Origin of the sequence: Azospirillum formosense, from assembly GCF_040500525.1 — a bacterium.
GTDB classification, from domain to species: domain Bacteria; phylum Pseudomonadota; class Alphaproteobacteria; order Azospirillales; family Azospirillaceae; genus Azospirillum; species Azospirillum formosense_A.
In genome coordinates, this window is record NZ_CP159403.1 from 781,213 (window position 1) to 808,086 (window position 26,874).

Consider the following 26,874-nt stretch of genomic DNA (forward strand, 5'->3'; position numbering starts at 1 on the left):
CGGGACCGGCGCGACACAGGAGTTTCGAGCCTATGCCCCGCCCTCTGCGCCTCGGCGTGAACATCGACCATGTGGCGACCGTCCGCAACGCGCGGGGCGGGCGTCACCCCGATCCCGTGCGCGCGGCGAAGCTCGCCGCCGAGGCCGGGGCCGACGGCATCACCGCCCATCTGCGCGAGGACCGCCGGCATATCGTCGATTCCGACATCGAGCGGCTGATGGCGGAGATCCGGCTGCCGCTGAACCTGGAGATGGCGGCGACCGACGAGATGCTCGCCATCGCGCTGCGCCACAAACCGCACGCCTGCTGCCTCGTCCCGGAGAAGCGCACCGAGGTCACCACCGAAGGCGGGCTGGACGTCGCCGGGCAGATGGACAACCTCAAGCGCTTCGTCGGCGAACTCGGCGCCGCGGGCATCCGCGTCTCGCTGTTCATCGACCCGGAGCCGGCGCAGCTCGACGCGGCGAAGGCGCTGGGCGCGCCGGTGGTGGAGTTGCACACCGGCGCCTATTGCGACGCGCCCGCCGGGGAGCGGCGCGCGGCGGAGCTGGAGCGCATCGTCCGGGCGGCGGCCCACGCCGAGGCCATCGGGCTGGAGTGCCACGCCGGCCACGGGCTGAGCTACGAGACGGTCGGCGCGGTCGCCGCCATCCCGACCATCGTGGAGCTGAACATCGGTCATTTCCTGATCGGCGAGGCGATCTTCGTCGGGCTGGGCAACACGCTCCAGCGCATGCGCGCCGTCATGAAGGACGCCCGTGCGGCGGCTGGAGGCGTCTCATGATCCTGGGCATCGGGAACGACCTGATCGACATCCGCCGGATCGAGCAGTCGCTGGACCGCTTCGGCGACCGCTTCATCGCCCGCATCTTCACCGACGTGGAGCGCGCCAAGTCCGAGCGCCGCGCCGGTGCCGCCGGCAAGCACAGCGCGCGGGCCGCGACCTACGCCAAGCGCTTCGCGGCCAAGGAGGCCTGTTCCAAGGCGCTGGGCACCGGTTTCCGCGACGGCGTGTTCTGGCGCGACATGGGGGTGGTGAACCTGCCCTCCGGCCAGCCGACCATGCGCCTGACCGGCGGGGCGCTGGAGCGTCTGCAGGCGATCACCCCGCCGGGCATGCAGGCGCGCATCCACGTGACGCTGACCGACGAGTACCCGATGGCCGAGGCCTTCGTCATCATCAGCGCCGAACCGGCCGATACTTCCATCACCACCTCCACGGCACCCTCCGCATGACCATGAACAGAGAGACCGCCTTGACCGGCAAATCCAAAGAGACAGGCGGCTTTGCCGAGACGGTGAAGACGGTCTTCTACGCGGTCATCATCGCCTTCGGCGTGCGGACCTTCGCCTTCGAGCCCTTCAACATCCCGTCCGGGTCGATGATCCCGACGCTGCTGATCGGCGACTACCTGTTCGTGTCCAAGTTCTCCTATGGATACAGCAAGTACACGGTCGGCTTCGGGCTGCCCCTGTTCGAGGGCCGCATCCTGGGCCACGCGCCGGAGCGCGGCGACGTCGCCGTGTTCAAGCTGCCGCGCGACAACAAGACCGACTACATCAAGCGCGTCATCGGTCTGCCCGGCGACACCGTCCAGGTGACCGGCGGCGTCCTGCACATCAACGGCCAGCCTGTGAAGCGCGAGCGGATCGAGGACTATGTGTCCCGCGACGCGCTGGGCCGCGAGGTCCGCATCGCGCAGTATGTCGAGACCCTGCCGGGTGGGCGCAGCCATCGCATCATCGAGGAGTCGGACAACGGTCCGCTCGACAACACCCCGGCCTTCAAGGTGCCGGCGAACCACCTGTTCATGATGGGCGACAACCGCGACAACTCGCTGGACAGCCGCGTCCCGTCGCAGGTGGGGTATGTCCCGATGGAGAATCTGGTCGGGCGCGCCGAATTCCTGTTCTTCTCGCTGGAGGACGGGACGCGCTTCTTCGAGGTGTGGCGCTGGCCGGCGGACCTGCGGTTCAGCCGCCTGTTCAACGCTGTGAAGTGAGCCCCGTCGAGCACCGGGGCGTGGAGATCTGTTATTGTGAGCCCTGAAGAACGGGGGACCCCCATGGCGTCCGACGCGGACGTGAGCGCCGATTCCGCCGACCTTGCGGAGCTGGCCGCGGCCATCGGCCATCGCTTCGCCGACCCGCAGCGGTTGGCCGACGCGGTCACCCATCCCAGCCTGATGGGGCTGGAGCGCAACGCCCACGGCGGACGGCCCGAGCAGGGACCCGGCCTGGCCTACGAGCGGCTGGAGTTCCTGGGCGACCGGGTGCTCGGCCTCGTCATCGCGGAATGGCTGCTCGAACGCTTCCCCGGCGAACGCGAGGGCGCGCTCGCCAAGCGGCACGTTTCGCTGGTCCGGCGGGAAGCGCTCAGCCGCGTCGCCGACGCGCTGCAGCTCGGGCGCTACCTGCGCCTGTCGCCGTCGGAAGCGCAGGGCGGCGGGCGGAGCAACCGCACCATCCTGGCCGACGCCTGCGAGGCGGTGATCGGGGCGCTCTATCTGGACGGCGGCATGGACAAGGCGCGGGACTTCATCCGCTCCGCCTGGGCCGACCAGATCGACCGCGCGGACCCGCCGCCGCTGGATTCCAAGACGGCGTTGCAGGAATGGGCGCAGGGCCACAAGCGGCCCATCCCCACCTATGAACTGATCGAGCAGAGCGGCCCGGCGCACGAGCCGGTGTTCCGCATCGCGGTCCGGCTGAAGGGCATGGAGCCGGTGACGGCCACCGGCCCGTCCAAGCGGGTCGCCGAACGGAAAGCGGCCAGCGCCTTGCTGCGCCAATTGGGAGTGCAGGTCGATGACTGACGGCCGCGACAAGTTTGAAGACGACGATTTCGACGACAAGGATCAGGGCGTGGACGCTGCTCCGGACGGGACGGACGAGGATGCCGACGAGGGCACCTATGTGCCCGAGAACCCGCGCTGCGGCTTTGTCGCCCTGGTCGGCGCGCCGAACGCCGGCAAGTCGACCCTGCTGAACGCGATGGTCGGCTCCAAGGTGTCGATCGTCAGCTCCAAGGTGCAGACCACCCGCACGCGCGTGCTGGGCATCACCATCGCCGGCGACAGCCAGATCATCTTCGTCGACACCCCGGGCATCTTCAAGCCGAAGCGCCGCCTGGACCGCGCCATGGTGGCGGCGGCCTGGCAGGGGGCGGAGGACGCCGATCTGGTCGGCCTGCTGTTCGACGTGTCGCGCCGCAGCATCGACCAGGACACGCTGGGCATCATCGCCCGGCTGAAGGAGCAGGGGCGCAAGGCGATCCTGATCCTGAACAAGATCGATCTCGTGCCGCGCGAGAAGCTGCTGGGCCTCGCCGACAGCTTCAACCAGGAGGGCATCTTCACCGACATCTTCATGCTGTCCGCCTCGACGGGCGACGGCGTGGAGCATCTGCGCGGCTTCCTGGCCGCCCGCATGCCGGAAGGCCCCTGGCATTACCCGGAGGACCAGATCTCCGACATGCCGATGCGCCTCCTGGCGGCGGAGATCACCCGCGAGAAGCTGTTCCAGCAGCTTCACCAGGAGCTCCCCTACGCGGCGACGGTCGAGACCGAGCAGTGGGAGGAGTTCGAGAACGGGTCGGTCAAGATCTCCCAGGTCGTCTATGTCCAGCGCGACAGCCAGAAGGCCATTGTGCTCGGCAAGCAGGGCTCCCGCATAAAGGCGCTGGGGCAGGCCGCCCGCACCGAGCTGGAGGAGATGCTGGAGCAGCGCGTCCACCTGATGCTGTTCGTCAAGGTGCGCGAGGATTGGGAAAACGATCCGGAGCGCTACGAGGCCTGGAACCTCGACTTCGGGGCGTCCTAAAGCACCGGTCAGGGTATAGGCGTGGGCGGACGGTCTCCCATATAGAAGGGCGATCGTCCCCAACACTGACCGGCTGACCGTGCGCGTGCCCATTTTCAACGACCTGTACGACGCCGGCTCGCGCCTGTTGGGGCGGGCCGGCGATCTCGTTTCCGGCGGCATCCTGGAGCAGGACGTCCGTCTCGGCGTCACCGGCCTGCGGCGGGCCGGCAAGACCGTGTTCGTCACCTCTCTGGTTGACAACCTGCTGAAGGCCGGGCGGCTTCCCTTCCTCGACGTGGTGTCCTCCGGGCGCTTCCAGGCGTCGCGCCTGCGCCCCCAGCCCGACGCCCAGGTTCCCCGCTTCGAGGTCGAGCAGCGGCTGGCCGAGCTGACCGGGCCGATTCCCCGTTGGCCGAAGGAAACGCAGGGCATCAGCCAGCTCCGCCTGTCGATGCGCTACCGCCCGAACGCGGTTCTGAAGCGTACGGTGCAGCCGGTCGCCACGCTGAATCTCGACATCGTCGACTATCCCGGCGAATGGCTGCTCGACCTGCCGCTGCTCCACCAGTCCTTCGCGGAATGGAGCGCGCTGACCCTGGAGCTGGCCGGGCGGGCGCCGCGCGACGAGCTGTCGGTGTCCTGGCGCGGCTGGCTCGCCACCATCGACACGGCGGCCCCGGCGGAGGAGGAGCAGGCGCGGCGTGGTGCTGCGCTGTTCACCGACTATCTCCACGCCTGCCGCCGCTCCGACAATCTGCTCAGCCTGATCCAGCCGGGGCGGTTCGTCGAGCCGGGCGACATGGCCAACGCCCCGCTTCTGACCTTCTGCCCGCTGCCGGGCGACCGTCCGCGCACCCGCGGCAGCCTGTGGGCGCTGATGGAGGACCGTTACGAGGCGTACAAGTCCAAGGTGGTCCGCCGCTTCTTCGCCGAGCATTTCGCACGCCTCGACCGCCAGATCGTCCTGATCGACGTGCTGGGGGCGCTGAACTCCGGCCCGGCGGGCATGGCGGACATGAAGCGCGCCCTGGAACTGAGCCTGGAGCCCTTCCGCCACGGCTCCAGCAGTTGGCTCGACTGGCTGCTGGGCCGGAAGATCGACCGCGTGCTGTTCGCCGCGACCAAGGCCGACCATGTCGCCTCGCACCAGCACAGCAGCCTGCGCCACCTGCTGGACCGGCTGGTGTCCGACGCCCGTGCCGGCATCCGCTTCGAAGGGGCGCGGGTGGAGACCATGGCCATCGCCGCGCTGAAATCGACCGAGACGGTGGTGACCGAGCATGAGGGGCGGCAGTTGCGCTGCGTGCGCGGCGTGCCGCTCGGGCGCGACCGCCCGACGGTGCTGTTCCCCGGCGAGATTCCCGAGGACGCCGACTTCCCGCCGGGGCAGGAGCGGCCCTACAACTTCATGGCCTTCCAGCCGCCGGCCGACCTCGCCCGCGAGGCGCGCGGCCTGCCGCACATCCGGCTGGACCAGGCCATGCAGTTCCTGCTGGGGGATTATCTGGAATGAGCGAGCGCGCCCGCGACCGCCACTGGGTCCCGCCGATGGAGCTGGACCCCGCCCGCGCCGCCGCCGTTCCCGCGGCGGAGGAGGAGGCGATCATCGCCGGTCCCCTGGCCGGCCCCCTGTCCGGTTCGGCGGCGGAACGCCTGCCCGCGCTGCTGGCGGAGGACCGGCCGCGCAGCCGGTTTGGCCGCTGGCTCGCCGGGTCGGTCGCCGCGCTGGTGCTGATCGCGCTGGGCTTCGACACCTGGGACCTGTTCAACCGCGCCTTCGCCACCAGCGCCGCGCTGGGCGTGCTGGTGGCCGCCGCCGTGACGGTGGCCGGTGGGGCGGCGCTGGCCATGCTGCTGCGCGAACTGCGCGCGCTGCGCCGCCTGCGCAAGATCGAGGAACTGCGCGGCGAGGCCGGGCGCCTGTCCACGGAGATCGTCACGCAAGCCGGGGAGCCGGGCCACGCCGAGCGCTTCGCCGGGTCTCTGACCCGCCTCTATGAGGGCCGCGTCGATCTGGCGCCCGCGCTGGAGCGGGTGCGCGACCATGTGACCGACGCCCACGACGACGCGGAGATCCTGCGTCTGCTCGACCGCGAGGTGATGGGGCCGCTGGACCGCCGCGCCTACCAGACCGTTCTGCGCGCGTCGCGCGACACGGCGGTGGCGACGGCGCTCAGCCCGGCGGCGATCGTCGATCTCGCCGTGGTGCTGTGGCGGAACCTGAAGCTGGTGCGGGAGATCGCGGCGCTCTATGGCGCGCGCCCCGGCTATGTCGGGTCGCTGCGGCTGTTGCGGCGGATGCTCGCCAACCTCGCCGTCGCCGGGGTGGCGGAAAGCGCCCACCACGTCGCCGTCGAGGCGCTGGGCGGCTCCATCGCCGCCGCCATCTCCACCCGCATGGGGCAGGGGGTGATCAACGGGCTGCTGACCGCGCGGGTCGGGCTGACCGCCATGCATCTGTGCCGCCCCATCGCCTTCGGACCGGACAACCGCCCGAGCATGGGCCAGATCCGCAAGGAGCTGCTGTCCCTGCCGAAGCAGGTGTTGTAGCCGCTCACACCGTGGGGAAGGGCCGGCCGTGCCGGGGATGGGCGCGGTCGTGGATCAGGGCGCGATCGCGGATCATCGGCCAGACGATGCGGCGCAGGAACCGGTGGTCCTGCGCCCGGTCCGCCTCGGCGGCGGCGTGGCGCTCGGCCAGCGGCAACAGGTCGGGCAGCAGTCCGGCGACGCCGCCCCAATGCCCGCCCGTCATCACCTCCGTGTGAAGAACCCCGTCGCGCAGGACGTGGAAGGGCTGGCCGGAGGCGACCCAGGCATCGACGGCCGCCTTTCCGTCGGCGGACGGCAGCGCGTCCCAATCCCGGCAGAGGAAGCGCGCCACGGTCGGATCGTCGGCGGCGGCGAGGCGCCAATAGGGACCGCCGGTCGACGCGTCGGAGGCCAACGCCACGAGGTCCGCCCCCGCCGCGGCCAACTCGGCCAACCGGTCGGCGGCAAAGGTGCCGTCGTGATAAACCCGGCAGGCCCAGCCCGGATAGAGCGCCACGGTCCGCCGCAAAATCTCCGCCGGGTCGTGGGCGCCGGCCGGCTGGCCGTTCCACAGGCTGAAGGCGACGATGTCGCGGTGACGCCGCTCCACGCCGCGCGGCTGGGCGGGCAGCGGGGGCAGGGCGGGGGCCGTGTCCATCGCCGTCCGGTCCTTCAGGTCCAGCGCGCGCTCACCCCACACCGCGGCCTCGTCGTCCCGGCCGAGAAAGGCGAGGGCGACGACCAGCCGGTCGATGGCGTCGAGATGGCGTGGGTCCAGACGGGCCGCCCGCTCCAGCGCGCGGGCGGAGTCCCCCAGCCGGTCCACGACCCCCAGCGCGACCCCCAGATTGAAGGCGGCGGACGGGAAATCCGGGGTGATGGCCAGGGCGTTGCGGTAGGCGAGGGTGGAGTCCTCCCGCAGCCCCATGGCGAACAGAGCGTTGCCGTAGAGAAAGGCGACGTCGGCGTCCAGCGGCAGCAATTCCGCGGCGCGGGCCAGCGGGGGCAGGGCTTCGGTGCCGCGCCCCTGCTCGACCAGGAGGCGCCCCTCCTCGTGACGCAGCGCGCCCAGGCGCTCCACCGCGATGGCGAGGCTGGGGGCCGACGCGACGGCGCGTTCCAGAGCGGTGATCGCCCCGGCGGAGCGGCCCAGGCTGCGCAGGGCGTTCGCCATGTCGGTCCAGGCTTCCGCGAAATCGGGCCGGAGGGCGACGGCGCGCCGGTAGTCCCGCACCGCCGCCTCGGCTTGCCCGGACGAACGGCGGATGTTGCCGCTGTTGGCGTACATGTCCGCCGCCTCGGGGCGCTGGGCGATGGCGCGGGCGATGAGTTGCAGGCCGAGCGCCTGTTCCCCCACCTGCCCGGCCAGGACACCCAGGAAATGCAGGGCGTCCGGTTGCTCCGGCTCCACATCGAGGATGCGGTGGTAGAACTGCTGGGCCTCGGCCAGCCGGCCGGCCAGATGATGCTCCAGGGCGAGCGCCAGCGCTTCCGCGATCGTAGCCATGCCCACAGGCTTAAGCACCCCGGCGCCCCTCCGCAAGTGCCACGGCTGTGAGAAAGGGTGGGGAACGGGCCCGGCGGTCCTGGAATGCGAAACCTTGGTGCCGCAAACAGCCTGAGGGAGTCCGTCCTTCGGCATAGCCGGAAAAAAGGTGAACGAACCCTTTACAATGCACGAGTGCGGCTGCAATATATGATCTGGATTGTCCAAACATCGGTGTAATGTCATGAATGTGGCCCTCGCCACCGCAACGGCTGCAAGGCCGTTGGCCTTCATGACGGCCCGCAACAGCGACGCTGTTGAAAACGCGGCCGACGCCGGGACTCCGTCCGCAAAAGACCCCGCCACCGGACAGTCCGAACCGCTCACTTCCGGGCGCTACACGAAGACCGCCTACCGTTACGACGCCGAAGCGTCGCGGCTGGTGCTTCTGTTCCGCAGCCCGGAGGACGGGGCGACTCTCGACCAGATCCCCACCGAGGCGGCGTTGCGGCAGTACCGCGAGGCCCAGAAGGACCGGAAGAGCGGCAAGGCATCGCTTGAGCTTCTGGTCGGCGGCTCGGACGGGCAGGACCAGCCGAACGGCGCCGGCCAGAATGGAACCTCCGCCAGCGGTTCGAACGTGCACCGGTGGGCGGCGGTTCCTTCCGCGACCGGCGGGGGCCGCTCCAGCCCGTCACAGGGGACTTCCGCGCACACGCCGCCGGTGGTAGCCTCGACCCCGATGGCGGCTCACGCGGCGGCCGCTCCCTCGGCGGGTGCCGGCTCCGTCAACGTGGTCATCTGACCGGCGCGACGCGGACCGTGCGGCGTCGGCCGGCTGTTTCCTTTGAAGGCATCCTCCGATGGCTCTCGACATCTCCTCCTCCACCCTGGGTGCCGCGGTCGGCCTGCGGCAGGCGCAGGGACAGATTGACTTCGGCGTGAAGACGCTGAACCAGACCGCGCAGCAGCAGGACCAGGCGATCGCCACCCTGCTCCAGGGCGGCTCGGACGGCGCGTCGGCCGGTGGCAACGTCACGGCCACGCGCGGGCAGAATCTGAACATCGTCGTGTAACTGGCTGATTCGACGGGCTTGATCGCTCACGTCAAGCCGCGGCCATAAAAAAAGCCCCTCTCGCAGGAGAGGGGCTTTGTGCGTTCCGGAGATCCGCTTACTTCAACTCGTCGAAGCTCTCGATGACGTGGCTGACGATGCCGTACTCGCGGGCTTCGTCGGCCAGCATCCAGTAGTTCCGGTCGGTGTCCTTGGACACCTTCTCCACCGGCTGGCCGGTCTCGCGCGCGATGATGCGGTTCAGGCGCTCACGCATGCGGATGATTTCCTTCGCCTCGATGGCGATGTCCGTCGCCCGGCCACCGGTGCCGCCCAGCGGCTGGTGGATCAGGAAGCGGGTGTTCGGCAGGCAGAAGCGGTCTTCCTTCTTCGCGGCCAGGAAGATGTGGCAGCCGGCGCTGGCGACCCAGCCGGTGCCCAGCATCTTCACGCGCGGCTTCACAAAGCGGATCATGTCGTGAATGGTGTCGCCCGCCTCGACGTGGCCGCCGGGGGAGTTCACCACGACCGTGATGTCGTCGTTGCTCTCGTGGGCCAGAGCCAGCAGCTGGGCCGAGACGGCCTGCGCCAGCTTCATGTCGATCTGCCCGAAGATCAGCACCGTGCGCGCCTTGAACAGGTTCGACTGCACGGCAGCGAACGGCGGCGGGGCGCTTTCCTTCGACTTCTCGTCCGGCTCCTGCTCGGGTTCGTCGTCGAAGCGGGTGTATCCGTCTTGCGCCATCGTTTTTGAACTCCCTGAGGTCGGCGTGTCTACCGGGGGGCTTTGGCTTGCGGGGGCCTGGGATGTCGGATGGGGACCGAACCACGCCACTCGTTTCTCCACATAGCCCGTATCGGTTCCTTGTTCAACGGGCCGCGACGCCAAATCCCACCCCCGCACCGTCATAGTCGCGCTCAGGCTAGCCGCATCGGTGCGGATCGGCGCTTGCCGACCGTCCATCGGGACCGCAAACTGCTTCCCTGCACAATCGGAGGGCGGTGCATGGATGAGGGCGGCGGGAGCGGCGTCTCGGTCATCATTCCGGCCTTTCGGGCGCAGGACACCATCGCCCGCGCCGTCTCCAGCCTGCTGGCGCAGAGCTTTCCCCACTGGGAAGCGGTGGTGGTCAGCGACGACGGCACCGACTACCGCGCCCTTCTGGCGGCCGCCGGCATCGCCGACTCGCGCCTGACCTTCACCGGAACCGGCCGCGTCGGGTCCGGCGCTCCGGCGGCGCGCAACGCCGGGCTGCGCTGCGCGCGCTTGCCCCTGATCGCCCCGCTGGACGCCGACGACCGATTCGCGCCGGACCGGCTGGCGCGCTTGGCCCCGCTGGCGGCGGCGCAGGGGGCGACGGCGGACAATGTGGCGGTGGTGCGCGACGGCGACGGCGCGCCGCTCTGCACCCTGTTTCCGCCCGATGCCGGGACAACCACGCTGGACGCGGCGGCCTTCCTGGAGACCTCTGTCCCGATGTTTTTCGTGGTCCGCCGCGACCTCGTTCCCGGATGGGAGGAGGGGGTGGACTTCTGCGACGACGTGGTCTTCAACGTCCAGGTTCTTGACCGGCTGGGGCGCCTGCCGCTGGTGCTGGAACCGCTCTATGAATACCGGCAGCGGGAGGGGTCGATCACCTGCTCCGCCGACAGCGGCACGCGGGCGGACCTCTGCTATCGCCATGTCCTCGACCGCTTGAACGGCGACGGGCTGCGGATTGCCGACGCCGCGCTGCGCGACCGCTTCGCCGCCGCGCTGGGCGCCAAGCGCGCCCTGAACGCCGCCTACATGACCGCGCACGCCGCCGGGCGCTGCGCCAGTTTTCAGGAGTTCCTGGCCTTGCGCGAAAACTCCCTGCCGGGATAGTCGCCGATCACGCTGAGATGCGTGACCACCGACCCATCCGGACGGAACTGGTGGAGGGCGAGCGCGGAGGGCTCGTCCGTCCAGCGGTAGGGCGGTTCCGGCGCGAGGTCCAGGGCGATCTGGTAGGCCACGGATGGGGCGACGTAGCCGTGCGTCCCGTTCCAGGCGACCGCGGTCTGGCGATGGGTGTGACCGCACAGGACGGCCCGGACGTTGGGGCGGCTGCGCGTCAGCCGACCCAACTCCTCCGCACCCTCCAGGCAGCGCAGCGTGTCGAGGAAGGCCAGCCCGGTGTCGAATGGGGGATGGTGCAGCGCCAGCACGGTCGGCCGCTCCGGCTGCTCGGCCAGACGCTCCGCCAGCCAACGCAGCCGGTCCGCGCACAGTCCACCCACCGCGCTTCCGGCAACGACCGAATCGAGCATCAGGACGCGGACCGGAAACTCCTCGACGGCATAATGAAGGAAGGGACCCTCCATGGGCATCCAGCCGGTCGCGGCGAAGGTGCGGCGCAAGCCGTCGCGGTCGTCGTGGTTGCCCGGCAGCGCGCGGACGGGAAGGGCAAGCGGCTCCAGCAGGGCGGACAGCGCCTCGTACTCGCCGGGTTTCGGTCCGTTGATCAGGTCGCCGGTGATCAGGACGAGGTCGGGGCGCGGCACCAGCGCGTTCAGATGGGCCACCGCGGCGGCGAGCCGTGCGTTCGTGTCGTGGTCGGTTGTCGGGGCGGTGCCGGGGGCCGTGACGTGCAGGTCGGACATCTGGGCGATCAGCATCGGGCACCCCTGGCAAGGCGAAGGTCTGAGGACCAAGCCTTGTCACATCGCCGATTTCCCGGAAGTCTTCAAGAGTCCAACCAGAGCAAAACTTCCTTTACGCTTCCGTGACAGGCTGAGCCATCGGCCGAACGACAGAATTGCCGCCACTGCATCGGATCGGGGAATGAGCGCGTCCACCTCCTCCTGTCTGCTCGCCCGGTTGCTGGCGTCCGGGAAGTTCTGGTTGAAGCGTGCCCGCATCGACTCCCCGGACCTCGGCGAGGGGACCCCGCCGCCCGGAGCGGATGGCGCCCTGCTGGCTGATGTTCGCATTGAAGGCGATCGGATTCGCGCGGTTCTACCGGCGGGCGAGGCGCCCTGCTGCGCGCCCGGTCTCTGCCTTGATGGCGGGCCGGTTCGTCCGCGCGGCGGCTGCACCGCGGTCGGTCCCGGTCAACCCGCTGATTTGACGGTGATTCTTCCCGATGGCGCGCGGCTGGACATGGAGAAGGGACGGGTCGTGCAACCCGAACCGCCGCGTTCACGCGCCTGAACCCTTGCAACCGTCTCGACTCCGGAACTGAACTGAACGATATAGTTCAGTTTACCGCCCGCCGATCACAGCGGCCCGGTTGACACGAAACGCCCCGCGCGCCCGCCCGGCGGGCCGGCGGGCCTGTGCGGGTTCCGTATCCATGCGCCACACGCTTCGCATCGTCGCCCTTCTGGTCCTGGTCGCTCTCGGCGGCGGCGCCTACTGGTACTTCGTCAAGCAGGGCGGAACCATCAACACGCTGCTCGCCGGCAAGGTTCCGTCCCCCGGCGGCGCCTCCGCGGGGCCGGGGGCGGGCGGACCGCCGGGCGGCGCGCCGCCGATGCCGGTGGAGGCCCTGCCGGTCAAGATCGGCACCGTGTCGCGTCAGGTCACCGCGGTCGGCTCGCTGCTGTCCAGCGAGTCGGTGGTCATCCGGCCCGAGGTGGCGGGCAAGGTCTCCGAGATCGCCTTCCTGGAAGGGCAGGCGGTGAAGAAGGGCGCGGTGCTGATCCGGTTGGACGATTCCATCGCCCGCGCCACGCTGGCCCAGGCGCAGGCGAGCATCGCTTTCTCCCGCGCCGAACTCGCCCGCGCCGACGAGCTGTACCGCCAACGCACCGGCCCCGCCCGCAACCGCGAGCAGGCGCTCGCCAAGCTCCAGTCCGACGAGGCGGCGGTGCAACTCGCCAAGGCCCAGCTGGAGAAGCTGACCCTGACCGCGCCCTTCGACGGCGTGCTGGGCCTGCGCAAGGTCTCGGTGGGCGACGTGGTGGCCGCGGGCAAGGACATCGTGAACCTGGAGGCCATCGAGATCCTGAAGCTCGATTTCCGGGTGCCGGAGCTGTATCTGCCGACCGTCCGCACCGGCCAGACCCTGAAGGTCGCCGTGGACTCCTTCGGCGGGCGGACCTTCGACGGCACGGTCTACGCCATCGACCCGCTGGTCGACGTGAACGGCCGCGCCGTGGTGATCCGCGCCCGCGTCCCCAACAAGGACGGCGCGCTGCGCCCCGGCCTGTTCGCGCGGGTGGCCCTGACGCTGGACCAGACCCCGAACGCCGTTCTGGTGCCCGAGCAGGCGGTGAGCGCCTTCGGAAACAAGCAGTTCGTCTTCAAGGTGGTGGACGGCAAGGCGGTGCAGACCACCGTCACGCTGGGCGAGCGCCGCAACGCCGAGGTGGAGATCACCGCCGGCCTGCAGCCCGGCGACGTCGTGGTGACCGCCGGCCAGCTGAAGATCCGCGACGGCGCGCCTGTGGTGGTGATCAACAACAAGCCGGCGGGGAGCTGAGCCGATGGTCCTCTCCGACATCTCCATCCGCCGGCCGGTCCTGGCGACGGTCATGAGCCTCGCGCTCATGCTGATCGGCATCGTGTCGTACCAGCGCCTGTCGGTGCGCGAATACCCAAAGATCGACGAGCCCGTCGTCACGGTGGAAACCACCTACAAGGGCGCCTCGGCCGAGATCATCGAGAGCCAGGTCACCCAGATTCTGGAGGACTCGCTGTCGGGCATCGAGGGCATCGACGTGATGTCCTCGATCAGCCGCGCGGAGAAGAGCCAGATCACCCTGCGCTTCCGGCTGGACCGCAACGTCGACACGGCGGCCAGCGACGTGCGCGACCGCGTCGGCCGCGTGCGCGCCCAGCTTCCCAACGAGATCGACGAGCCGGTCATCGCGAAGGTGGAGGCCGACGCCCAGCCGATCATCTATCTGGCCTTCTCCTCCGACCGCCATTCGCCGCTGGACGTGACGGACTTCGCCGACCGCTACGTCAAGGACCGGCTGCAGAACCTGCCCGGCGTCGCCCAGGTGCGCATCTTCGGCGAGCGGCGCTTCGCCATGCGGCTGTGGCTCGACCCGCAGCGCATGGCCGCCTACCGCGTCACCCCGCAGGACGTCGAGAACGCGCTGCGCAAGCAGAACGTCGAGATTCCGGCCGGACGCGTCGAGAGCAAGGCGCGGGAGTTCACCGTCGTCTCCGAGACCGACCTGCGCACGCCGGAGGAGTTCGACCGCATCATCCTGCGCGACGACGGCGGTTATCTGGTCCGGCTGAAGGACGTCGGCCGGGCCGAGCTGGGGGCGCGGGACGAGCGGGTCAGCGCCCGCTTCAACGGGCGCGGCGCCGTCGCCATCGGCGTGGTCAAGCAGTCCACCGCCAACCCGCTGGACGTTTCCAAGGCGGTGAACGAGGCGCTGCCGAAGATCCGCGCCGCCCTGCCCGACGGCATGGGGGTGGATGTCGGCTACGACAGCTCCGTCTTCATCGCCAAGTCGATCGACGCGGTGTTCAGCACGATCTTCGAGGCCATTGTCCTGGTCGTGCTGGTCATCTTCGTGTTCCTGCGCAGCTTCCGCGCCACGCTGGTGCCGCTGGTGACCATCCCGGTGTCGCTGATCGGCGGCTTCGCGCTGATGTACGCTTTCGGCTTCTCGGTCAACACGCTGACCCTGCTGTCCATGGTGCTGGCCATCGGCCTCGTCGTGGACGACGCCATCGTGATGCTGGAGAACATCTACCGCCACATCGAGGAGGGCGTGCCGCCCTTCCAGGCGGCCTTGCAGGGGTCGAAGGAGATCGGCTTCGCGGTCATCGCGATGACGATCACGCTGGCCGCGGTCTACGCGCCCATCGGCTTCATGACCGGGCGCACCGGCCGTCTCTTCTCCGAGTTCGCCCTGACGCTGGCGGGAGCGGTGATCGTCTCGGGCTTCGTCGCCCTGACCCTGTCGCCGATGATGTGCTCCAAGCTGCTGAAGCACCAGACCAAGCACAACGCGCTCTACAACGCTATCGAGCGGCTGCTGAACGGGCTGACCAACGGCTACCGGGCCATCCTGCGCCTGTCGCTGAAGGCCCGTCCGCTGGTGCTGCTGGTTGGCGCGGTGGTGGCGGGGCTCAGCTACACGCTGTTCACCGGCCTGAAGTCGGAGCTGGCGCCGGTCGAGGACCGCGGCACCATCGTCGGCATCGCCATCGCGCCGGAGGGCTCGACGCTCGACTACACGGAAAGCTACGCCAAGCGCATGGAGGACCTGTTCCGCCAGATCCCCATCGTCGAAAAGTTCTTCGTCGTGGTCGGCTTCCCGGTGGTCAACCAGGGCATCTCCTTCGTCCGCCTGATCGACTGGGACGAGCGCGACGTGAAGCAGCAGGCGATCACCGCCCAACTCTTCCCCAAGATGTTCGGCATCCCCGGCATCCTCGCCTTCGTCACCAACCCACCTTCGCTGGGCCAGAGCCCGGTGGACAAGCCGGTCAACTTCGTCATCCAAAGCTCGCTGCCCTACGACGAGCTTCAAAAGATGGTCGACGGGCTGATGGCGGAGGCGCGGAAGTTCCCCGGCCTGACCAACCTCGACACCGACCTCAAGCTGAACAAGCCGGAACTGCGCATCACCATCGACCGCGACAAGGCCGCCGACCTCGGGGTGGACGTGGAGACGGTGGGCCGCACGCTGGAAACCCTGCTCGGCGGACGGCAGGTCACCCGCTTCAAGAAGGAGGGCAAGCAGTACGACGTGGTGGTCCAGGTCGGCGACGTCGACCGCCGCAACCCGGACGACATCGCCTCCATCTACGTCCGCGGCACGCCGACCATGGCGGCGGAGGCCGGGGTTGCCACCAGCGCCGGGGCGATGATCTCGCTCGCCAACCTCGTCCGCATCGAGGAGCGGGTGGCGCCCAAGGAATTGAACCACTTCAACAAGCTGCGCTCCGTCACCATCACCGCCACCCTGGCGCCCGGCACCTCACTGGGCGAGGCGCTGGGCTATCTCCAGGCGGCGGCGAACCGCGTGCTGCCGGCCACGGCACAGACCGACTATGCGGGGCAGAGCCGCGAGTTCCGGGAATCGGCGACGGGGCTCTACTTCGTCTTCATCCTGGCGCTGGCCTTCATCTATCTGGTGCTGGCGGCGCAGTTCGAGAGCTTCATCGACCCCTTCGTGATCATGCTGACGGTGCCGCTGTCGATGACCGGCGCGCTGGCCGCCCTGCATTTCACCGGCGGGACGATGAACGTCTACAGCCAGATCGGGTTGGTGACGCTCGTCGGCCTCATCACCAAGCACGGCATTCTGATCGTGGAGTTCGCCAACCAGCTCCAGCGCGAGGGGGTGGACATCCGCAAGGCGGTGGAGGAGGCCGCCGTGCTGCGCCTGCGGCCGATCCTGATGACGACGGGCGCCATGGTGCTGGGCGCTGTGCCGCTCGCCAACGCTCATGGGGCCGGTGCGGAGAGCCGGCAGGCCATCGGCGCGGTGATCGTCGGCGGCATGCTGCTGGGCACCTTCCTGACGCTGTTCGTGGTGCCGACGGTCTACAGCTACATCGCCAGGAAGAAGCCCTTCCCGGCGGTGGACGGCACCGCCAGCCACCCGACCGGCCATCCTCCCACCGGCGCGCACCCGCAGCCGGCGGAGTGATCGCCAAGCATTGGGGTTCATTGCAAATCCCCTCTCCCCTCTGGGGAGAGGGTTAGGGTGAGGGGGGTGTGCGTGGCAGTACGTCCGGCAAAAGCGCAACCCCCTCAGCGGCCCTCCGGGCCACCCTCTCCCCGGAGGGGAGAGGGTTGAAAGGACATCAGGACGCCCTGTTCTCCTCCAGCGGCTCGACATCGACGCTGACCGACAGCGTGTGGCCGGCGGCCCCCATCAGGACGCCGCGGGCGGGGCTGACGTCGTCGTAGTCGCGGCCCCAGGCGATGGTGATGAAATCCTGGTCGGCGCGGCGCGCGTTGGTCGGGCAGACGTCGACCCAGCCGGCCTCGGCGCCGCACCAGACTGAGGCCCAGGCGTGGCTGACGTCGGCGCCGATCAGGCGCGGCCGCCCCGGCGGGGGCAGGGTGCGCAGGTAGCCGGAGACGTAGCGGGCCGGCAGCCCCATCGCCCGGACGCAGCCCACCACGATGTGGGCGAAGTCCTGGCAGACGCCGCGGCGGTGCCGCATCACCTCGGCCAGCGGGGTGGCGATCGTCGTCGCGGCGGGGTCGAAGGTGAAGTCGTCGTGGATGCGCCGCATCAGATCCAGCGCGGCCTCCGCCGCCGGCCGGCTGGGCGTGAAGGATTGCGCGGCGTAGTCGTGCAGCGTCGGGCTGGCCGCGGCCAGCGTGCTGTCGAAGCGGTACTGGACCACCTCCGCCCCGTCCTCCGGTCCGCTCAGGCTGCCCAGCGAGTCCCGCACGCTTTCCCAGGACGGAGTCGCGGCGGCGTCCAGCGGCGGCGGCGGGCCGACCTCCACCTCGCTCTCCGCCGTGAGGACCAGTTGCCCGTGCGGCTCCTGCATGGCGACGTAGGTGACGGTGTTGCCGAAATAGTCGGTGTGGGACGACTGCACCGCCGGCGCCGGCAGGATGGTCAGCGCGCTGTGGTGGACGCGCTGGCGCGGGTGCGGACGGGCGGTCAGGTGCAGCAGATGGTGCGACACCGACACGTCCTCGCCATAGTCGTAGCGGGTCGTGTGGCGCACGCGGAAGCGCACGCCAAATCCGCCACCGGAGTGATCGTCAGCGGGGGCCGCGCCGGCCACGGACGGGGAGAGGTCAGGCCGGTCGGGCAAAGGCATGGCTGAAATAGGCGTGGGTCAGAAGGTTGGAAATCTCGGGCAGCGACAGGGCGAGCGTGTCCAGCAGCGTGTGCAGGGCGGCGCCCGAATCCAGCGCGTCCGGCGCGCGCAGCGAGGCGCGGGCGGCGCCGAGGATCGAACGGGCGGAGGCCGCCGTGTCGCCCGGCACGGCCTGCGACCCGCTGGGCAGGGCGGCGACGTGCCGTTCCAGCGCGGCCAGCTGGAAGTCCAGGGCGCGCGGGTTGGACTCGTCGGCCAGCAGCAGTTCCAGGACCGGGCGGCGGCGCACGCTGGTCAGGTAGCGGGACCGGTAGGTCATCACGCTCTCCCCCAGCTCCAGCAGCACGCTCAGCGTCGCCACCTGCACCGGCTCGTCCTGGCGGTCGAGCGCGTGGACCTGGGTGCCGCGCATCACCGAGATGATGTGGAGCGCCCGCTCGATGCGCCGGCCGATGTCGAGGAAGCGCCAGCCCTGGCCGCGCGTCATGCTCTCCTGCTCCAGCCCGGCGATGGCGGCGAGGCACGTCATCAGATCGTCCAGCCGCAGCAGCATGGCGGCGGCGTCGAGCTTGTGCGCAGGCGGCTGGCTCTGCCGCTCCAGCATCGTCACCACCCGCCACATGTCGAGCGACAGGCGGTCGCGCACCGAATAGGCGGTGCGGTGCACCCGCTGCACCTGGGCGCGCAGGCTGTTGGGATGGTCGGGATCGACGACGGAACTGTAGAGCGCCGCCCGCAGCGCCCGCCCGCCGCCCAGCGCGGTGACCCGCGTCAGGTCCCAGGGGATCATGCCTTCCCAGGCCATCAGATGGAGCAGCGGGCGCAGCTGCAGCGACGCGCCCGGCACGTTGCCGTCGGTCAGGCGGGAGTGGGTGGAGCGGAGCAGGCGCACCGTGCCCTCCGACCGCTCGGCGTAGCGGCCCAGCCAGTAGAGGCTGTCGGCCACCCGGCTGGGCAGGTCGGCGGAAGCCGCCTTGGGCGCCGGCTGCGGTTCCTGCGCCGGCTGGGCGCGCGGCGTCGCCGGGGTGGCCTCGGCGCGGCGGCCGGACAGGATCCAGGTGTCCTTGCTGCCGCCGCCCCGCTGCATGGAGACGACGAGCTTGCCGGATTCGGTGGACACGCGGGTCAGGCCGCCAGGCATGACGGTGTAGCTGCCGTCCGGGCGGGCGCAGAGAAAGACGCGCAGCACCAGGGGGCGCGGCTGCAGCCGCCCGCCCTGCCAGACCGGCGCGGTGGATAGGGCGAGCCGCTCCTGCGCGACGTAGCACCAGGGGCGGGCCTTGATGCGCTCGACCAGGGCGGCGCGCTCGGCCGAGGACAGGTCGGCGCCGAAGATCGGCTCGAAGGACAGGGAAGGGAAGGCCGGCTTCACCACCAGCCCATCCAGATGCTCGATGACGTAGGCGCGCTCGTCGTCGTTGCCGCACCACCAGACGGCGACGCCGGGCATCTTCAGCTCCTCGCCCAGCAGATGGCGGCAGAGCATGGGCAGCGACGGCTTGACCGCCATGGACTCCAGGAAGCCGGAGCCGAGCGAGTTGGCCACCACCACGTTCCCGGCGCGCACCGCCTCGATCAGCCCGGCCACGCCCAGAGAGCTGTCGGCGCGCAGCTCCAGCGGGTCGGCGAAATCGGCGTCCAGGCGGCGCAGGATCACGTCCACCGGTTCGAGACCCGACAGCGTTTTCAGATAGACCTGACGGTCGCGCACGGTCAGGTCGGCCCCCTCCACCAGCGTGATGCCGAGGTAGCGGGCCAGATAGACGTGCTCGAAATAGGTTTCGTTGTACGGGCCGGGCGTCAGCAGGACGATCCGCGGCTGGTCGCGGCGCGGGCTCAGCGACAGCAGAGTTTCCTTGTACGCTTCGAAGAAGGGCGTGAGGTGTTCCACCTGGCAGTGGCGGAAGCTGTCCGGCAGCACCTTCGCCAGGACCGCCCGGTTCTCCAGCGCGTAGCCGCTGCCGCTCGGCGCCTGGGTGCGGTCGGACAGCACCCACCAGCGCCCGTCCGGCGCGCGGGCGAGGTCCGCCGCGTAGAAATGCAGGTGGATGTCGTTGGGCACCGGAATCCCGTGCACGGCGCGGCGGAATCCGGGGTCGGCGTGGATCACCGCCGGGGACAGCCGCCCGCTGCGCGTCAGGGTCTGCGGCCCGTAGATGTCCGCCAGAACCGCGTTCAGCAGCGTGGCGCGCTGGATCAGGCCCGATTCGACCGCCTTCCACTCGTGGGCGGGGATCAGCAGCGGCACCATGTCGAGGGGCCAGGGCCGCTCCATTCCCTTGGGGTCGCCGTAGATGTTGTAGGTGACGCCGTTCTGGTGCAGCAGGCGCCGCGCCTCCTCCCAGCGCTCGGCCATCAGCTCCGGGTCGAGCGGCCCCAGCGTGCCCATGAAGGTCTGCCAGTGCGGGCGCAGTCGGCCCTGCCCGGTGACCATCTCGTCATAGACCTCGCCGCGGCCATAGCCCATGGCGTCAGCCTCGCCGAACAGCGACCCCTGGAGAAACGGCACCGGACGCAGCCCCGGAGGAGGGGGAGCGCTGGGGTCAAGAAAGGGCGAATCGCGGTCGGCCAAGGTTCGGATCGTACGTTCACGGCGGTGCAATGCGCGGCAAGTGTGAACGCCCGCCCCCGCCGATGCAAGCGGTGCATCGGCGTCCCCCGGCCGAAAGGCGTATTCCGGCCGGGGGAAGGGGAGGACCGGTCAGCCGCGCCGCAGGTCCAGGGTCATCGGGAACTGCGGATTGCGCTCCTCCGCCGGCGCGTCCATTGGACCGGGCGTGTGGCCGAAGGGGAAGAAGCGGGCGAGGCGCCGCCCCTCCGCCTCGTTGGCGTTGACCGGGAAGGTGTCGTAGTTGCGCCCGCCCGGATGCATGACGTGGTAGGTGCAGCCGCCGATGGAACGGCCCGCCCACAGGTCCAGGATGTCGAAGACCAGCGGCGTGTGCACCGGGATGGTCGGGTGCAGGCAGGCGGGCGGCTGCCACGCCCGGTACCGCACGCCGGCGACGAACTCGCCCTCCGTCCCCGTGGGGATCAGCGGCACGCGGCGGCCGTTGCAGGTGATGGCGTAGCGCGCGTCGGTCAGGCCGGTGACCCGCACCTGCACACGCTCGACCGAGCTGTCGACGTAGCGCACGGTGCCGCCGCCGCCCGGCTCCTCGCCCAGGACGTGCCAGGGCTCCAGCGCCATGCGCAGCTCAAGCGCGATGCCACGCTGGTTGACGTGGCCGTAGACCGGGAAGCGGAAGTTCATGTGCGGGTCGAACCAGCGCTCCTCGATGGGATAGCCGTGTTCGCGCAGATCGGCGACGACGTCCGCCAGATCCTGCTGCACGAAGTAGGGCAGCATGAAGCGGTCGTGCAGCTCCGTCCCCCAGCGCACCAGCTTGCCCTTGTAGGGGGCTTTCCAGAAGCGCGCGACCAGGGCGCGCAGCAGAAGCTGCTGGGTCAGGCTCATCTCGGCGTGGGGCGGCATCTCGAAGGCGCGGAACTCGACCAGCCCGAGGCGCCCGGTGGAGCTGTCCGGGGAGTAGAGCTTGTCGATGCAGAATTCGGCCCGGTGGGTGTTGCCCTGGACGTCGGTCAGCAGGTTGCGCAGCACGCGGTCGACCATCCAGGGCGGGCAGTCCCCCGTCGCCGCAGCCTTGTCGATCTGGTTGAAGGCGATCTCCAGCTCGTAGAGCGCGTCGTCGCGGGCCTCGTCCACGCGCGGCGCCTGGCTGGTCGGGCCGATGAACAGGCCGGAGAAGGCGTAGGACAGCGACGGGTGGTTCTGCCAGAAGGTGATCAGGCTGCGCAGCATGTCGGGCCGCCGCAGGAAGGGGCTGTCCGCCGCGGTGGCGCCGCCCATCACCACATGGTTGCCGCCGCCGGTGCCGCAGTGGCGCCCGTCGATCATGAACTTCTCGGCACCCAGCCGTGACTGGCGGGCGTCCTCGTAAAGCTCCAGCGTGTTGCGGACCAGCTCGTCCCAATCGTGCGCGGGGTGGATGTTCACCTCGATCACGCCGGGGTCGGGGGTGACGGCCAGCGAGTTCAGGCGCGGGTCCTTCGGCGGCTGGTAGCCCTCGATGACGACCGGCATGTCCAGCTCGACCGCCGTCGCCTCGATCTCCGCCAGCATCGCCAGATAGTCCTCCAGCGTGTTCATCGGCGGCATGAACAGGTGGATGCGGCCGTTGCGCGCCTCGCAGGTCAGGGCGGTGCGGACCACCCACCAGGCGGACTTGCCGTGGTCCGGCATCTCGCTGCGCACCTCGGCCATGGCGCGCTGAACGCGTTCGTTGCGCCGGGAGGCGTCCTGGCGGTCGGCCTCCTCGCGCAGGGTGTGCTGGCGCAGCGGCACCCGGTTGGGCGGCAGCGGCGCGCGCTCCTCGAACGGGTCGGTCTCCCAGGAATAGGGATAGTCCTGAGGCGCCACCCAGGGCAGCGAGCCGAGCGGCAGGCGGTAGCCGACCGGACTGTCGCCCGGCATCAGCAGCAGCCGTTCCTGGCGCAGCGGCCAGGCGCTGGACAGCCACACCGGCCCCTGCTGGGTCATCTTGCGGTTGATCGGCAGGGCGAAGCCGACCGGTTCGTTCAAGCCGCGGGTGAAGACGCGGGACAGGCGCGCGCGTTCCTCCTTGTCCTCCAGCTTGCTGTCCAGCGGATCGACGTTGACCGGCAGAAGCGATTCGCGGCGCAGGTAGTGCCACGGGTCCTCGTAGGCGGCCAGCACCAGCGACGGGTCCAGCCCCAGCTTACCGGCCAGCGTCACCAGGAAGGCGCCGGCGTCCTCCGCCGTGTGGCCGTAGTCGGTGTCCTCGCGGGCCAGCAGGTCGCTGTTCGCCCACAGCGCCTCGCCGTCGCGGCGCCAGTAGACGGTCATCGCCCAGCGCGGCAGCGATTCGCCGGGATACCACTTGCCTTGGCCGAAATGCAGCAGCCCGCCCGGCGCGAAGCGGTTGGCCAGCCGGTGCACGAGGTCGGCGGCGAGCTTGCGCTTGTTAGGGCCCAGCGCCGTGGTGTTCCACTCCGCCCCGTCCATGTCGTCGATGGACACGAAGGTCGGCTCGCCGCCCATGGTCAGGCGCACGTCGCCGGCGGCCAACTCCTCGTCGATGCGGTGGCCCAGCGCCTCGATCTCCGCCCACTGCCGGGGCGTGTAGGGCTTGGTGACGCGCGGCGCCTCATAGATGCGGGTGACCGACATCTTGTGGCCGAACTCCACCTCGCACTCGTCGATGAGGCCGGAGATGGGGGCGGCGGAGGAGGCGTCCGGCGTGCAGGCCAGCGGGATGTGCCCCTCGCCGGCCAGCAGGCCGGAGGTGGGGTCGAGACCGACCCAGCCGGCGCCGGGCAGGAACACCTCGGTCCAGGCGTGCAGGTCGGTGAAGTCCTCCTCGGGGCCGGACGGGCCGTCGAGCGCCTTCTGGTCGGCGGTGAGCTGGATCAGGTAGCCGGAGACGAAGCGCGCGGCCAGACCGAGGTTGCGCAGGATCTGCACCAGCAGCCACGCCGAATCGCGGCAGGACCCGGTGCGCTTGCCCAGCGTCTCCTCGCAGGTCTGGATGCCGGGCTCCAGGCGGATGACGTAGCCGATGTCCTTCTGAAGCCGCTGGTTGATGTCGACCAGGAAATTGATGGAGGCCGCCGGCTCCCGCGGAATACCGGTCAGGTAATCGGCCAGCAGCGGCCCCGGCTCCTCCACCTCCAGATAGGGGCGCAGTTCGCGCTCCAGCCACGGCTCGTAGGCGAAGGGGATGGTCTGGGCCTTCTCCTCCAGGAAGAAGTCGAAGGGGTTGATCGCCGCGATCTCCGCGACGAGATCGACCTCAACGATGAACTCGCGGGTCTTTTCCGGGAAGACGAAACGGGCCTGGTAGTTGGACTGCGGGTCCTGCTGCCAGTTCAGGAAATGATGCTTCGGGGTGACGCGCAGCGAATAGCTGAGGATCGGAGTGCGGCAGTGGGGAGCCGGGCGGAGCCGGATGATCTGTGGCCCCAGATTGACCAAACGGTCGTAACGGTAGACGGTCTTGTGGTTGAGAGCGACGTGGATCGCCATGAAGTTCCACCCGTTGTCTGCGCTGGCCGGTCCTCTGCGGCCCTCCGCCGCACGGACAAGGCATAGTACCATCGAAGAGTTCGCGCAGACCAGAGTGCCTTCGCGGGCGCGGCACGAACTGGTTGCACAAAAAACATGCAGTGTCAGAGTGGACCGGTTGCGCCTTTCATCATCGCTCCGCCCGCTTTATAAAGACCTGATCCCTGACCGTCGGCCCCGTCCGCCGAACGGGAGCGACCCAGGCAGAGTGTGAATCGGAAATGGCGACGCTGGCGGGCCTGTCCATGGGTGGCGGTGCTCCGGCGGGCGATGGAGCGCCCGGCGGTGCCACGCGCGGCGTCGTCACCGGAAAATACTTCAATTTCAACCCGCTGCCGCCGCCGTCGGACGTGCTCGGCAACCCGCTGGTCGTCGGCAACCTGCCGACGCACAAGGCGCCGAGGGAGACGTGGCGCAGCCGGTGGCAGCGCCGTCTGGCGCGTTTCCACATCGGCAAGCAGTCCGCGCAGGTGAAGCGGCGGTGGAAGATCCAGGACACCATTTCCTCGGTGATCGCCTCGGTGTCGCCGACCGCGACCATGCTGGGGGAGCGGGGGGGACGGGAAAAGCGTCCGGCGTCGAGCGTTCCGGTCATCATGGTCCGGCACCCCTACCATCTCCGCCACGTCTTCGAGATGATCCTGCAGACGCCCGATGATCTCGCGGCGGAGCGGCGCTTTCTCGAACTGCTGATGGGGCGCGTTCTGCGCAAGTATGGGGAACAGCTGGCCCAGATCCGCGGCTCCGCCTTCTCTTTCGAGAACGAAGCTCGGGAGTATTTTTTTGCCGGATTCAAACTGGAACGGCAGATTAAGAAATACACCAGCCCCGATGAGCGCTTCGCCGCCCTGCAGTCAATCTATGTCAATTATTTTCATGGTCGGAATTATTATCTTTACGCACTGCTGCGCCGGGAGAAGATGGCGCCGGACAACAAGCTGTTCATGTTGAACTCGCGTGCCGTCTATTTTATGGCGCGGATCGGCTGGAACGGTGAACTGCTGGACAAGCCCAACCCGCGCTCCCTGCCCAGCCGCGAGGACATCTTTTTCCTCGTTCAGCGTGACAAGACGGTCCTGACGCGCTATCGCAGCGACCAGGATTTCCAGCGGCAGGTGAAGGCCGTTCTGGAAGCGTTTCCGGCGTAAGGGATGTGTGCGATGCGGGCAGCGATTCTTCTGGCGGGCATGCTGGTGGCCGGAACGGCCATGGCGGCGGACACCGGCGGGGAGGCGGCCAAGCCCGCGGACTGCGCCGGGGATGCGCCGGTGGCGATTCTGCTCTGTCGCGACCCGTCGCTCGCCGCCGCCGCCGATAAGCTTGAGTTGGCGCTGCGGGCGTTGTCCGACGAGGCTGGAAAGGCCGGAGAGGAGGCGGTCGCCGCCGGCCAGCGCGCGTGGGTCCAGCGGCGGGACGCCGCCTGCCCGGTGGCGGAGGCCGACGTGGCCGACCCGAAGAAAGGCAAGGACCGCGCCGCCTGTCTGGCGCGCCAGATGGCCGACCGCACCAAGGCGCTGGAGACCGAGCTGGCCGCCCGCCGCGCCCCGGTGGCCGACGAGCCGCTGACCGTGTCGGCGTCCGCCCCGCAGCGCCCGGTTGCCACCGTCGCCCAAAGCCCGGCGAAACCGGGCCCGGCGAAGCGCTCGGCGGACCTGCCGGCCCTGACCGGCCGCTGGGCCAAGGCCGACCCGGCGACCCGGACGCCCATCGACGATTGCCGGACCTCCTATCTGGAGATCACCGGCGACGGCGGATTCAGCCTGCACGACCCGCGCATTGCCGCCTTCCCGCTGGAGGGCCCGTTGGCGCCCGGCGAGGGCGATCTGGCGGACGGCCTGTCCTTCGGCGGGGAGGAAGGGCTGCCGGAAGGCGTGCTGCGCCTGGACGCCGCCGAGGCGCCGCGGCTGGACCGCCTGTTCCTGACGCTCGACCCACCGGCCTTCGGCGCCACCTTCGTCCGCTGCCGCTGAGGCGGCGGACCGGACGTCCGAGCAGCGGCGTTCAGCGGAGGAGCGGTTCCAGGCGCAGGCGCAGGGTCCCGCTCAGCTCCTCGCCCGGTTCGAGACGGCGCAGGCCGCTGCCGGGTTCCTCCGGGCGGTTGACCGCGTCGGTCATGTGCGACACCGGCTCGACGCAGAGATAGTCCGCGTCCGGCGGGGCGTAGACGATGAGATGGCCAAACGGACCGTCGGTCTCGATCCACAGCCGCCGGTCGAGCGTCGGCCAGTCCAGCGCCGCCACCCCGTCCCAACCGGTGAAGCCATTGTCGAGAACGGTCCGGTCCATGACGACCCCGTCCGTAAAGGCCCATGCGGGCGGCACTGCGACACGCTCGACCGGGAGGATCGTCGGGCCGTTCAGCCAGACGCCGCCGACCCGGGCGGTCAGCCGGGTGCCCGGCGGCTTCGGGAAATAGGGGTGCAGTCCAATCCCGGCGGGCATCGGCCGGTCGTCCTCGTTGACAAGGGATAGGGTCAGGCTGGCCCCGTCCTCCTCCAGCGCTACGGTCTGCGTCGCGCGGTAGCGCCACGGCCAGGCGCCGGCGCGGTGCCGGAAGACCATGCGCGCGGACGAGGCGCTGGCGTCCTCAACCGTCCAATCGGCCCGCCAGCCGTGACCGTGGATGACGTGCGGGTTGCCGTCCCCGTCAAGCGGCAGCCGCACCCGCCGCCCATCGAAGGTGAATTCCCCCCCGGCGATGCGGTTGGAGAAGGGCACCAGCGGAAAACAGCCCATGTCGATCGCCGAACCGTGGCGCAGCGCCCAGTCGGACGCGGGGCGAAGCAGGTCGATGATGCCCTCCGCGCCGTGCCACGCGAGGCGGGCCACGACTCCCCCCCGCCCAGGGCACAGCATACACTCCAAAGAGCCCTTCGCAGCGCTGCGATTCAAGATTAGGGTGTGGGCGCCGATTCCCTGGTCGAACTCGACCTGCTGCATCCGGACCTCCTGCCGGCGGTGGTTGGACGCCGGTTTCGTTCGGGTATCGCACAGCCCGCGGGGGAAGGGAAGGGCGGGGCTGCGCGCAAAGGTGTGCCATGGGCCAAGCCCTATGGCCTCTTGCAACACCTTTGCGCAAGGCGAGCGGTGTCTTGCGCAACCGGACCGATCAGCCATTTTGGACCCCGTATACCGGCTGTTTACCGGATCGCCCGGATGATGACGCACCGTCCACGCCATCCG

Annotated in this window: 22 protein-coding genes; 15 read left to right on the top strand and 7 right to left on the bottom strand. The window is 69.7% G+C overall.

All coding sequences use genetic code 11. The features are described from left to right. Window positions 1–32: 32 nt before the first annotated feature. The 7 genes from ABVN73_RS16750 to ABVN73_RS16780 all read left to right on the top strand — a co-directional run bounded on the left by ABVN73_RS16750 (window position 33) and on the right by ABVN73_RS16780 (window position 6,355). The gene (locus ABVN73_RS16750; RefSeq protein ID WP_353860745.1) at window positions 33–785 is read left to right on the top strand and encodes a pyridoxine 5'-phosphate synthase; all 753 of its coding nucleotides are present in this window, start codon (window positions 33–35) and stop codon (window positions 783–785) included. Further along, the gene (gene acpS, locus ABVN73_RS16755) at window positions 782–1,237 is read left to right on the top strand and encodes a holo-ACP synthase (protein ID WP_114859997.1); all 456 of its coding nucleotides are present in this window, start codon (window positions 782–784) and stop codon (window positions 1,235–1,237) included. The genes ABVN73_RS16750 and acpS overlap by 4 nt, the downstream gene beginning before the upstream one ends. Continuing rightward, window positions 1,234–2,004, top strand: a complete 771-nt coding sequence (gene lepB, locus ABVN73_RS16760; RefSeq protein ID WP_014198741.1) for a signal peptidase I — start codon at window positions 1,234–1,236, stop codon at window positions 2,002–2,004. Before acpS ends, lepB begins: the two co-directional genes overlap by 4 nt. Window positions 2,005–2,067: 63 nt before the next feature. Beyond that, window positions 2,068–2,817 carry a ribonuclease III gene (rnc, locus tag ABVN73_RS16765; RefSeq protein ID WP_353860746.1) on the top strand — a complete coding sequence of 250 codons (750 nt, stop codon included), beginning with the start codon at window positions 2,068–2,070 and terminating at the stop codon, window positions 2,815–2,817. Next, complete coding sequence (gene era, locus ABVN73_RS16770) at window positions 2,810–3,823, top strand: GTPase Era (RefSeq protein WP_353860747.1); 1,014 nt, start codon at window positions 2,810–2,812, stop codon at window positions 3,821–3,823. Before rnc ends, era begins: the two co-directional genes overlap by 8 nt. Before the next feature lie 85 nt (window positions 3,824–3,908). Further along, entirely contained in the window at window positions 3,909–5,318 is a 1,410-nt protein-coding gene (locus ABVN73_RS16775) for a YcjX family protein (RefSeq protein WP_353860748.1), read from the top strand. Then, complete coding sequence (locus tag ABVN73_RS16780) at window positions 5,315–6,355, top strand: TIGR01620 family protein (protein WP_353860749.1); 1,041 nt, start codon at window positions 5,315–5,317, stop codon at window positions 6,353–6,355. The genes ABVN73_RS16775 and ABVN73_RS16780 overlap by 4 nt, the downstream gene beginning before the upstream one ends. Before the next feature lie 4 nt (window positions 6,356–6,359). Here ABVN73_RS16780 and ABVN73_RS16785 read toward each other — a convergent pair whose 3' ends face one another. Then, on the bottom strand, window positions 6,360–7,844 hold the full coding sequence (locus tag ABVN73_RS16785) for a tetratricopeptide repeat protein (protein ID WP_353860750.1): 1,485 nt from the start codon (window positions 7,842–7,844) through the stop codon (window positions 6,360–6,362). A gap of 271 nt (window positions 7,845–8,115) precedes the next feature. Between ABVN73_RS16785 and ABVN73_RS16790 the strand changes: the two genes are divergently transcribed. Continuing rightward, window positions 8,116–8,628: a hypothetical protein gene (locus ABVN73_RS16790; RefSeq protein WP_353860751.1), complete on the top strand. Its 513-nt coding sequence runs from the start codon at window positions 8,116–8,118 to the stop codon at window positions 8,626–8,628. A gap of 58 nt (window positions 8,629–8,686) precedes the next feature. Continuing rightward, window positions 8,687–8,899, top strand: a complete 213-nt coding sequence (locus ABVN73_RS16795; RefSeq protein WP_353860752.1) for a hypothetical protein — start codon at window positions 8,687–8,689, stop codon at window positions 8,897–8,899. 97 nt (window positions 8,900–8,996) lie between these two features. On the opposite strand, the gene ABVN73_RS16800 is transcribed toward ABVN73_RS16795, so the two are convergent. Beyond that, window positions 8,997–9,623 (bottom strand): ATP-dependent Clp protease proteolytic subunit, encoded by a 627-nt coding sequence (locus ABVN73_RS16800; RefSeq protein ID WP_353860753.1) that lies wholly within the window; start codon window positions 9,621–9,623, stop codon window positions 8,997–8,999. A gap of 261 nt (window positions 9,624–9,884) precedes the next feature. Here ABVN73_RS16800 and ABVN73_RS16805 point away from each other — a divergent pair, with 261 nt between their 5' ends. After that, window positions 9,885–10,745 carry a glycosyltransferase gene (locus ABVN73_RS16805; protein ID WP_353860754.1) on the top strand — a complete coding sequence of 287 codons (861 nt, stop codon included), beginning with the start codon at window positions 9,885–9,887 and terminating at the stop codon, window positions 10,743–10,745. On the opposite strand, the gene ABVN73_RS16810 is transcribed toward ABVN73_RS16805, so the two are convergent. Continuing rightward, complete coding sequence (locus ABVN73_RS16810; protein ID WP_353860755.1) at window positions 10,703–11,518, bottom strand: phosphodiesterase; 816 nt, start codon at window positions 11,516–11,518, stop codon at window positions 10,703–10,705. The two genes, ABVN73_RS16805 and ABVN73_RS16810, sit on opposite strands and share 43 nt — an antisense overlap. Window positions 11,519–11,684: 166 nt before the next feature. On the opposite strand from ABVN73_RS16810, the gene ABVN73_RS16815 reads away from it, so the two are divergent. The 3 genes from ABVN73_RS16815 (at window position 11,685) to ABVN73_RS16825 (ending at window position 16,468) form a co-directional block, all read left to right on the top strand. After that, a complete protein-coding gene (locus ABVN73_RS16815) occupies window positions 11,685–12,053 on the top strand; it encodes a hypothetical protein (RefSeq protein WP_353860756.1) in 369 nt (122 codons plus the stop codon). Between the two features lie 142 nt (window positions 12,054–12,195). Beyond that, complete coding sequence (locus ABVN73_RS16820; protein ID WP_353860757.1) at window positions 12,196–13,326, top strand: efflux RND transporter periplasmic adaptor subunit; 1,131 nt, start codon at window positions 12,196–12,198, stop codon at window positions 13,324–13,326. A gap of 4 nt (window positions 13,327–13,330) precedes the next feature. Beyond that, window positions 13,331–16,468: an efflux RND transporter permease subunit gene (locus ABVN73_RS16825; RefSeq protein WP_353860758.1), complete on the top strand. Its 3,138-nt coding sequence runs from the start codon at window positions 13,331–13,333 to the stop codon at window positions 16,466–16,468. Window positions 16,469–16,625: 157 nt separating this feature from the next. Here the strand turns inward: ABVN73_RS16825 and ABVN73_RS16830 are convergent, their stop codons facing one another. From ABVN73_RS16830 to ABVN73_RS16840, 3 genes are all read right to left on the bottom strand, one after another. Further along, window positions 16,626–17,522, bottom strand: coding sequence for a transglutaminase family protein (locus ABVN73_RS16830; protein WP_353860759.1), 897 nt, complete (start codon window positions 17,520–17,522; stop codon window positions 16,626–16,628). A 61-nt stretch (window positions 17,523–17,583) separates the two neighbouring features. After that, window positions 17,584–20,115 (bottom strand): circularly permuted type 2 ATP-grasp protein, encoded by a 2,532-nt coding sequence (locus tag ABVN73_RS16835; RefSeq protein ID WP_353860760.1) that lies wholly within the window; start codon window positions 20,113–20,115, stop codon window positions 17,584–17,586. Between the two features lie 192 nt (window positions 20,116–20,307). After that, window positions 20,308–23,652, bottom strand: a complete 3,345-nt coding sequence (locus ABVN73_RS16840) for a transglutaminase family protein (protein ID WP_353860761.1) — start codon at window positions 23,650–23,652, stop codon at window positions 20,308–20,310. A gap of 260 nt (window positions 23,653–23,912) precedes the next feature. On the opposite strand from ABVN73_RS16840, the gene ABVN73_RS16845 reads away from it, so the two are divergent. Together ABVN73_RS16845 and ABVN73_RS16850 are read left to right on the top strand one after the other, a co-directional pair. After that, window positions 23,913–24,839, top strand: coding sequence for a hypothetical protein (locus ABVN73_RS16845; protein WP_353860762.1), 927 nt, complete (start codon window positions 23,913–23,915; stop codon window positions 24,837–24,839). Window positions 24,840–24,851: 12 nt separating this feature from the next. Then, window positions 24,852–25,661, top strand: coding sequence for a lysozyme inhibitor LprI family protein (locus tag ABVN73_RS16850; protein ID WP_353860763.1), 810 nt, complete (start codon window positions 24,852–24,854; stop codon window positions 25,659–25,661). A gap of 31 nt (window positions 25,662–25,692) precedes the next feature. Here ABVN73_RS16850 and ABVN73_RS16855 read toward each other — a convergent pair whose 3' ends face one another. Next, window positions 25,693–26,871 (bottom strand): aldose 1-epimerase, encoded by a 1,179-nt coding sequence (locus ABVN73_RS16855; RefSeq protein ID WP_353860764.1) that lies wholly within the window; start codon window positions 26,869–26,871, stop codon window positions 25,693–25,695. Window positions 26,872–26,874 lie beyond the last annotated feature (3 nt).

Bases quoted from the DNA above. Each gene is read 5' to 3' on its own strand.
- ABVN73_RS16750 (WP_353860745.1), top strand. From the start codon at position 33: ATGCCCCGCCCTCTGCGCCTCGGCGTGAACATCGACCATGTGGCGACC.
- acpS (WP_114859997.1), top strand. From the start codon at position 782: ATGATCCTGGGCATCGGGAACGACCTGATCGACATCCGCCGGATCGAG.
- lepB (WP_014198741.1), top strand. From the start codon at position 1,234: ATGACCATGAACAGAGAGACCGCCTTGACCGGCAAATCCAAAGAGACA.
- rnc (WP_353860746.1), top strand. From the start codon at position 2,068: ATGGCGTCCGACGCGGACGTGAGCGCCGATTCCGCCGACCTTGCGGAG.
- era (WP_353860747.1), top strand. From the start codon at position 2,810: ATGACTGACGGCCGCGACAAGTTTGAAGACGACGATTTCGACGACAAG.
- ABVN73_RS16780 (WP_353860749.1), top strand. From the start codon at position 5,315: ATGAGCGAGCGCGCCCGCGACCGCCACTGGGTCCCGCCGATGGAGCTG.
- ABVN73_RS16785 (WP_353860750.1), bottom strand. From the start codon at position 7,844: ATGGCTACGATCGCGGAAGCGCTGGCGCTCGCCCTGGAGCATCATCTG.
- ABVN73_RS16790 (WP_353860751.1), top strand. From the start codon at position 8,116: ATGACGGCCCGCAACAGCGACGCTGTTGAAAACGCGGCCGACGCCGGG.
- ABVN73_RS16795 (WP_353860752.1), top strand. From the start codon at position 8,687: ATGGCTCTCGACATCTCCTCCTCCACCCTGGGTGCCGCGGTCGGCCTG.
- ABVN73_RS16800 (WP_353860753.1), bottom strand. From the start codon at position 9,623: ATGGCGCAAGACGGATACACCCGCTTCGACGACGAACCCGAGCAGGAG.
- ABVN73_RS16805 (WP_353860754.1), top strand. From the start codon at position 9,885: ATGGATGAGGGCGGCGGGAGCGGCGTCTCGGTCATCATTCCGGCCTTT.
- ABVN73_RS16810 (WP_353860755.1), bottom strand. From the start codon at position 11,518: ATGCTGATCGCCCAGATGTCCGACCTGCACGTCACGGCCCCCGGCACC.
- ABVN73_RS16815 (WP_353860756.1), top strand. From the start codon at position 11,685: ATGAGCGCGTCCACCTCCTCCTGTCTGCTCGCCCGGTTGCTGGCGTCC.
- ABVN73_RS16820 (WP_353860757.1), top strand. From the start codon at position 12,196: ATGCGCCACACGCTTCGCATCGTCGCCCTTCTGGTCCTGGTCGCTCTC.
- ABVN73_RS16825 (WP_353860758.1), top strand. From the start codon at position 13,331: ATGGTCCTCTCCGACATCTCCATCCGCCGGCCGGTCCTGGCGACGGTC.
- ABVN73_RS16840 (WP_353860761.1), bottom strand. From the start codon at position 23,652: ATGGCGATCCACGTCGCTCTCAACCACAAGACCGTCTACCGTTACGAC.
- ABVN73_RS16845 (WP_353860762.1), top strand. From the start codon at position 23,913: ATGGCGACGCTGGCGGGCCTGTCCATGGGTGGCGGTGCTCCGGCGGGC.
- ABVN73_RS16850 (WP_353860763.1), top strand. From the start codon at position 24,852: ATGCGGGCAGCGATTCTTCTGGCGGGCATGCTGGTGGCCGGAACGGCC.
- ABVN73_RS16855 (WP_353860764.1), bottom strand. From the start codon at position 26,871: ATGGCGTGGACGGTGCGTCATCATCCGGGCGATCCGGTAAACAGCCGG.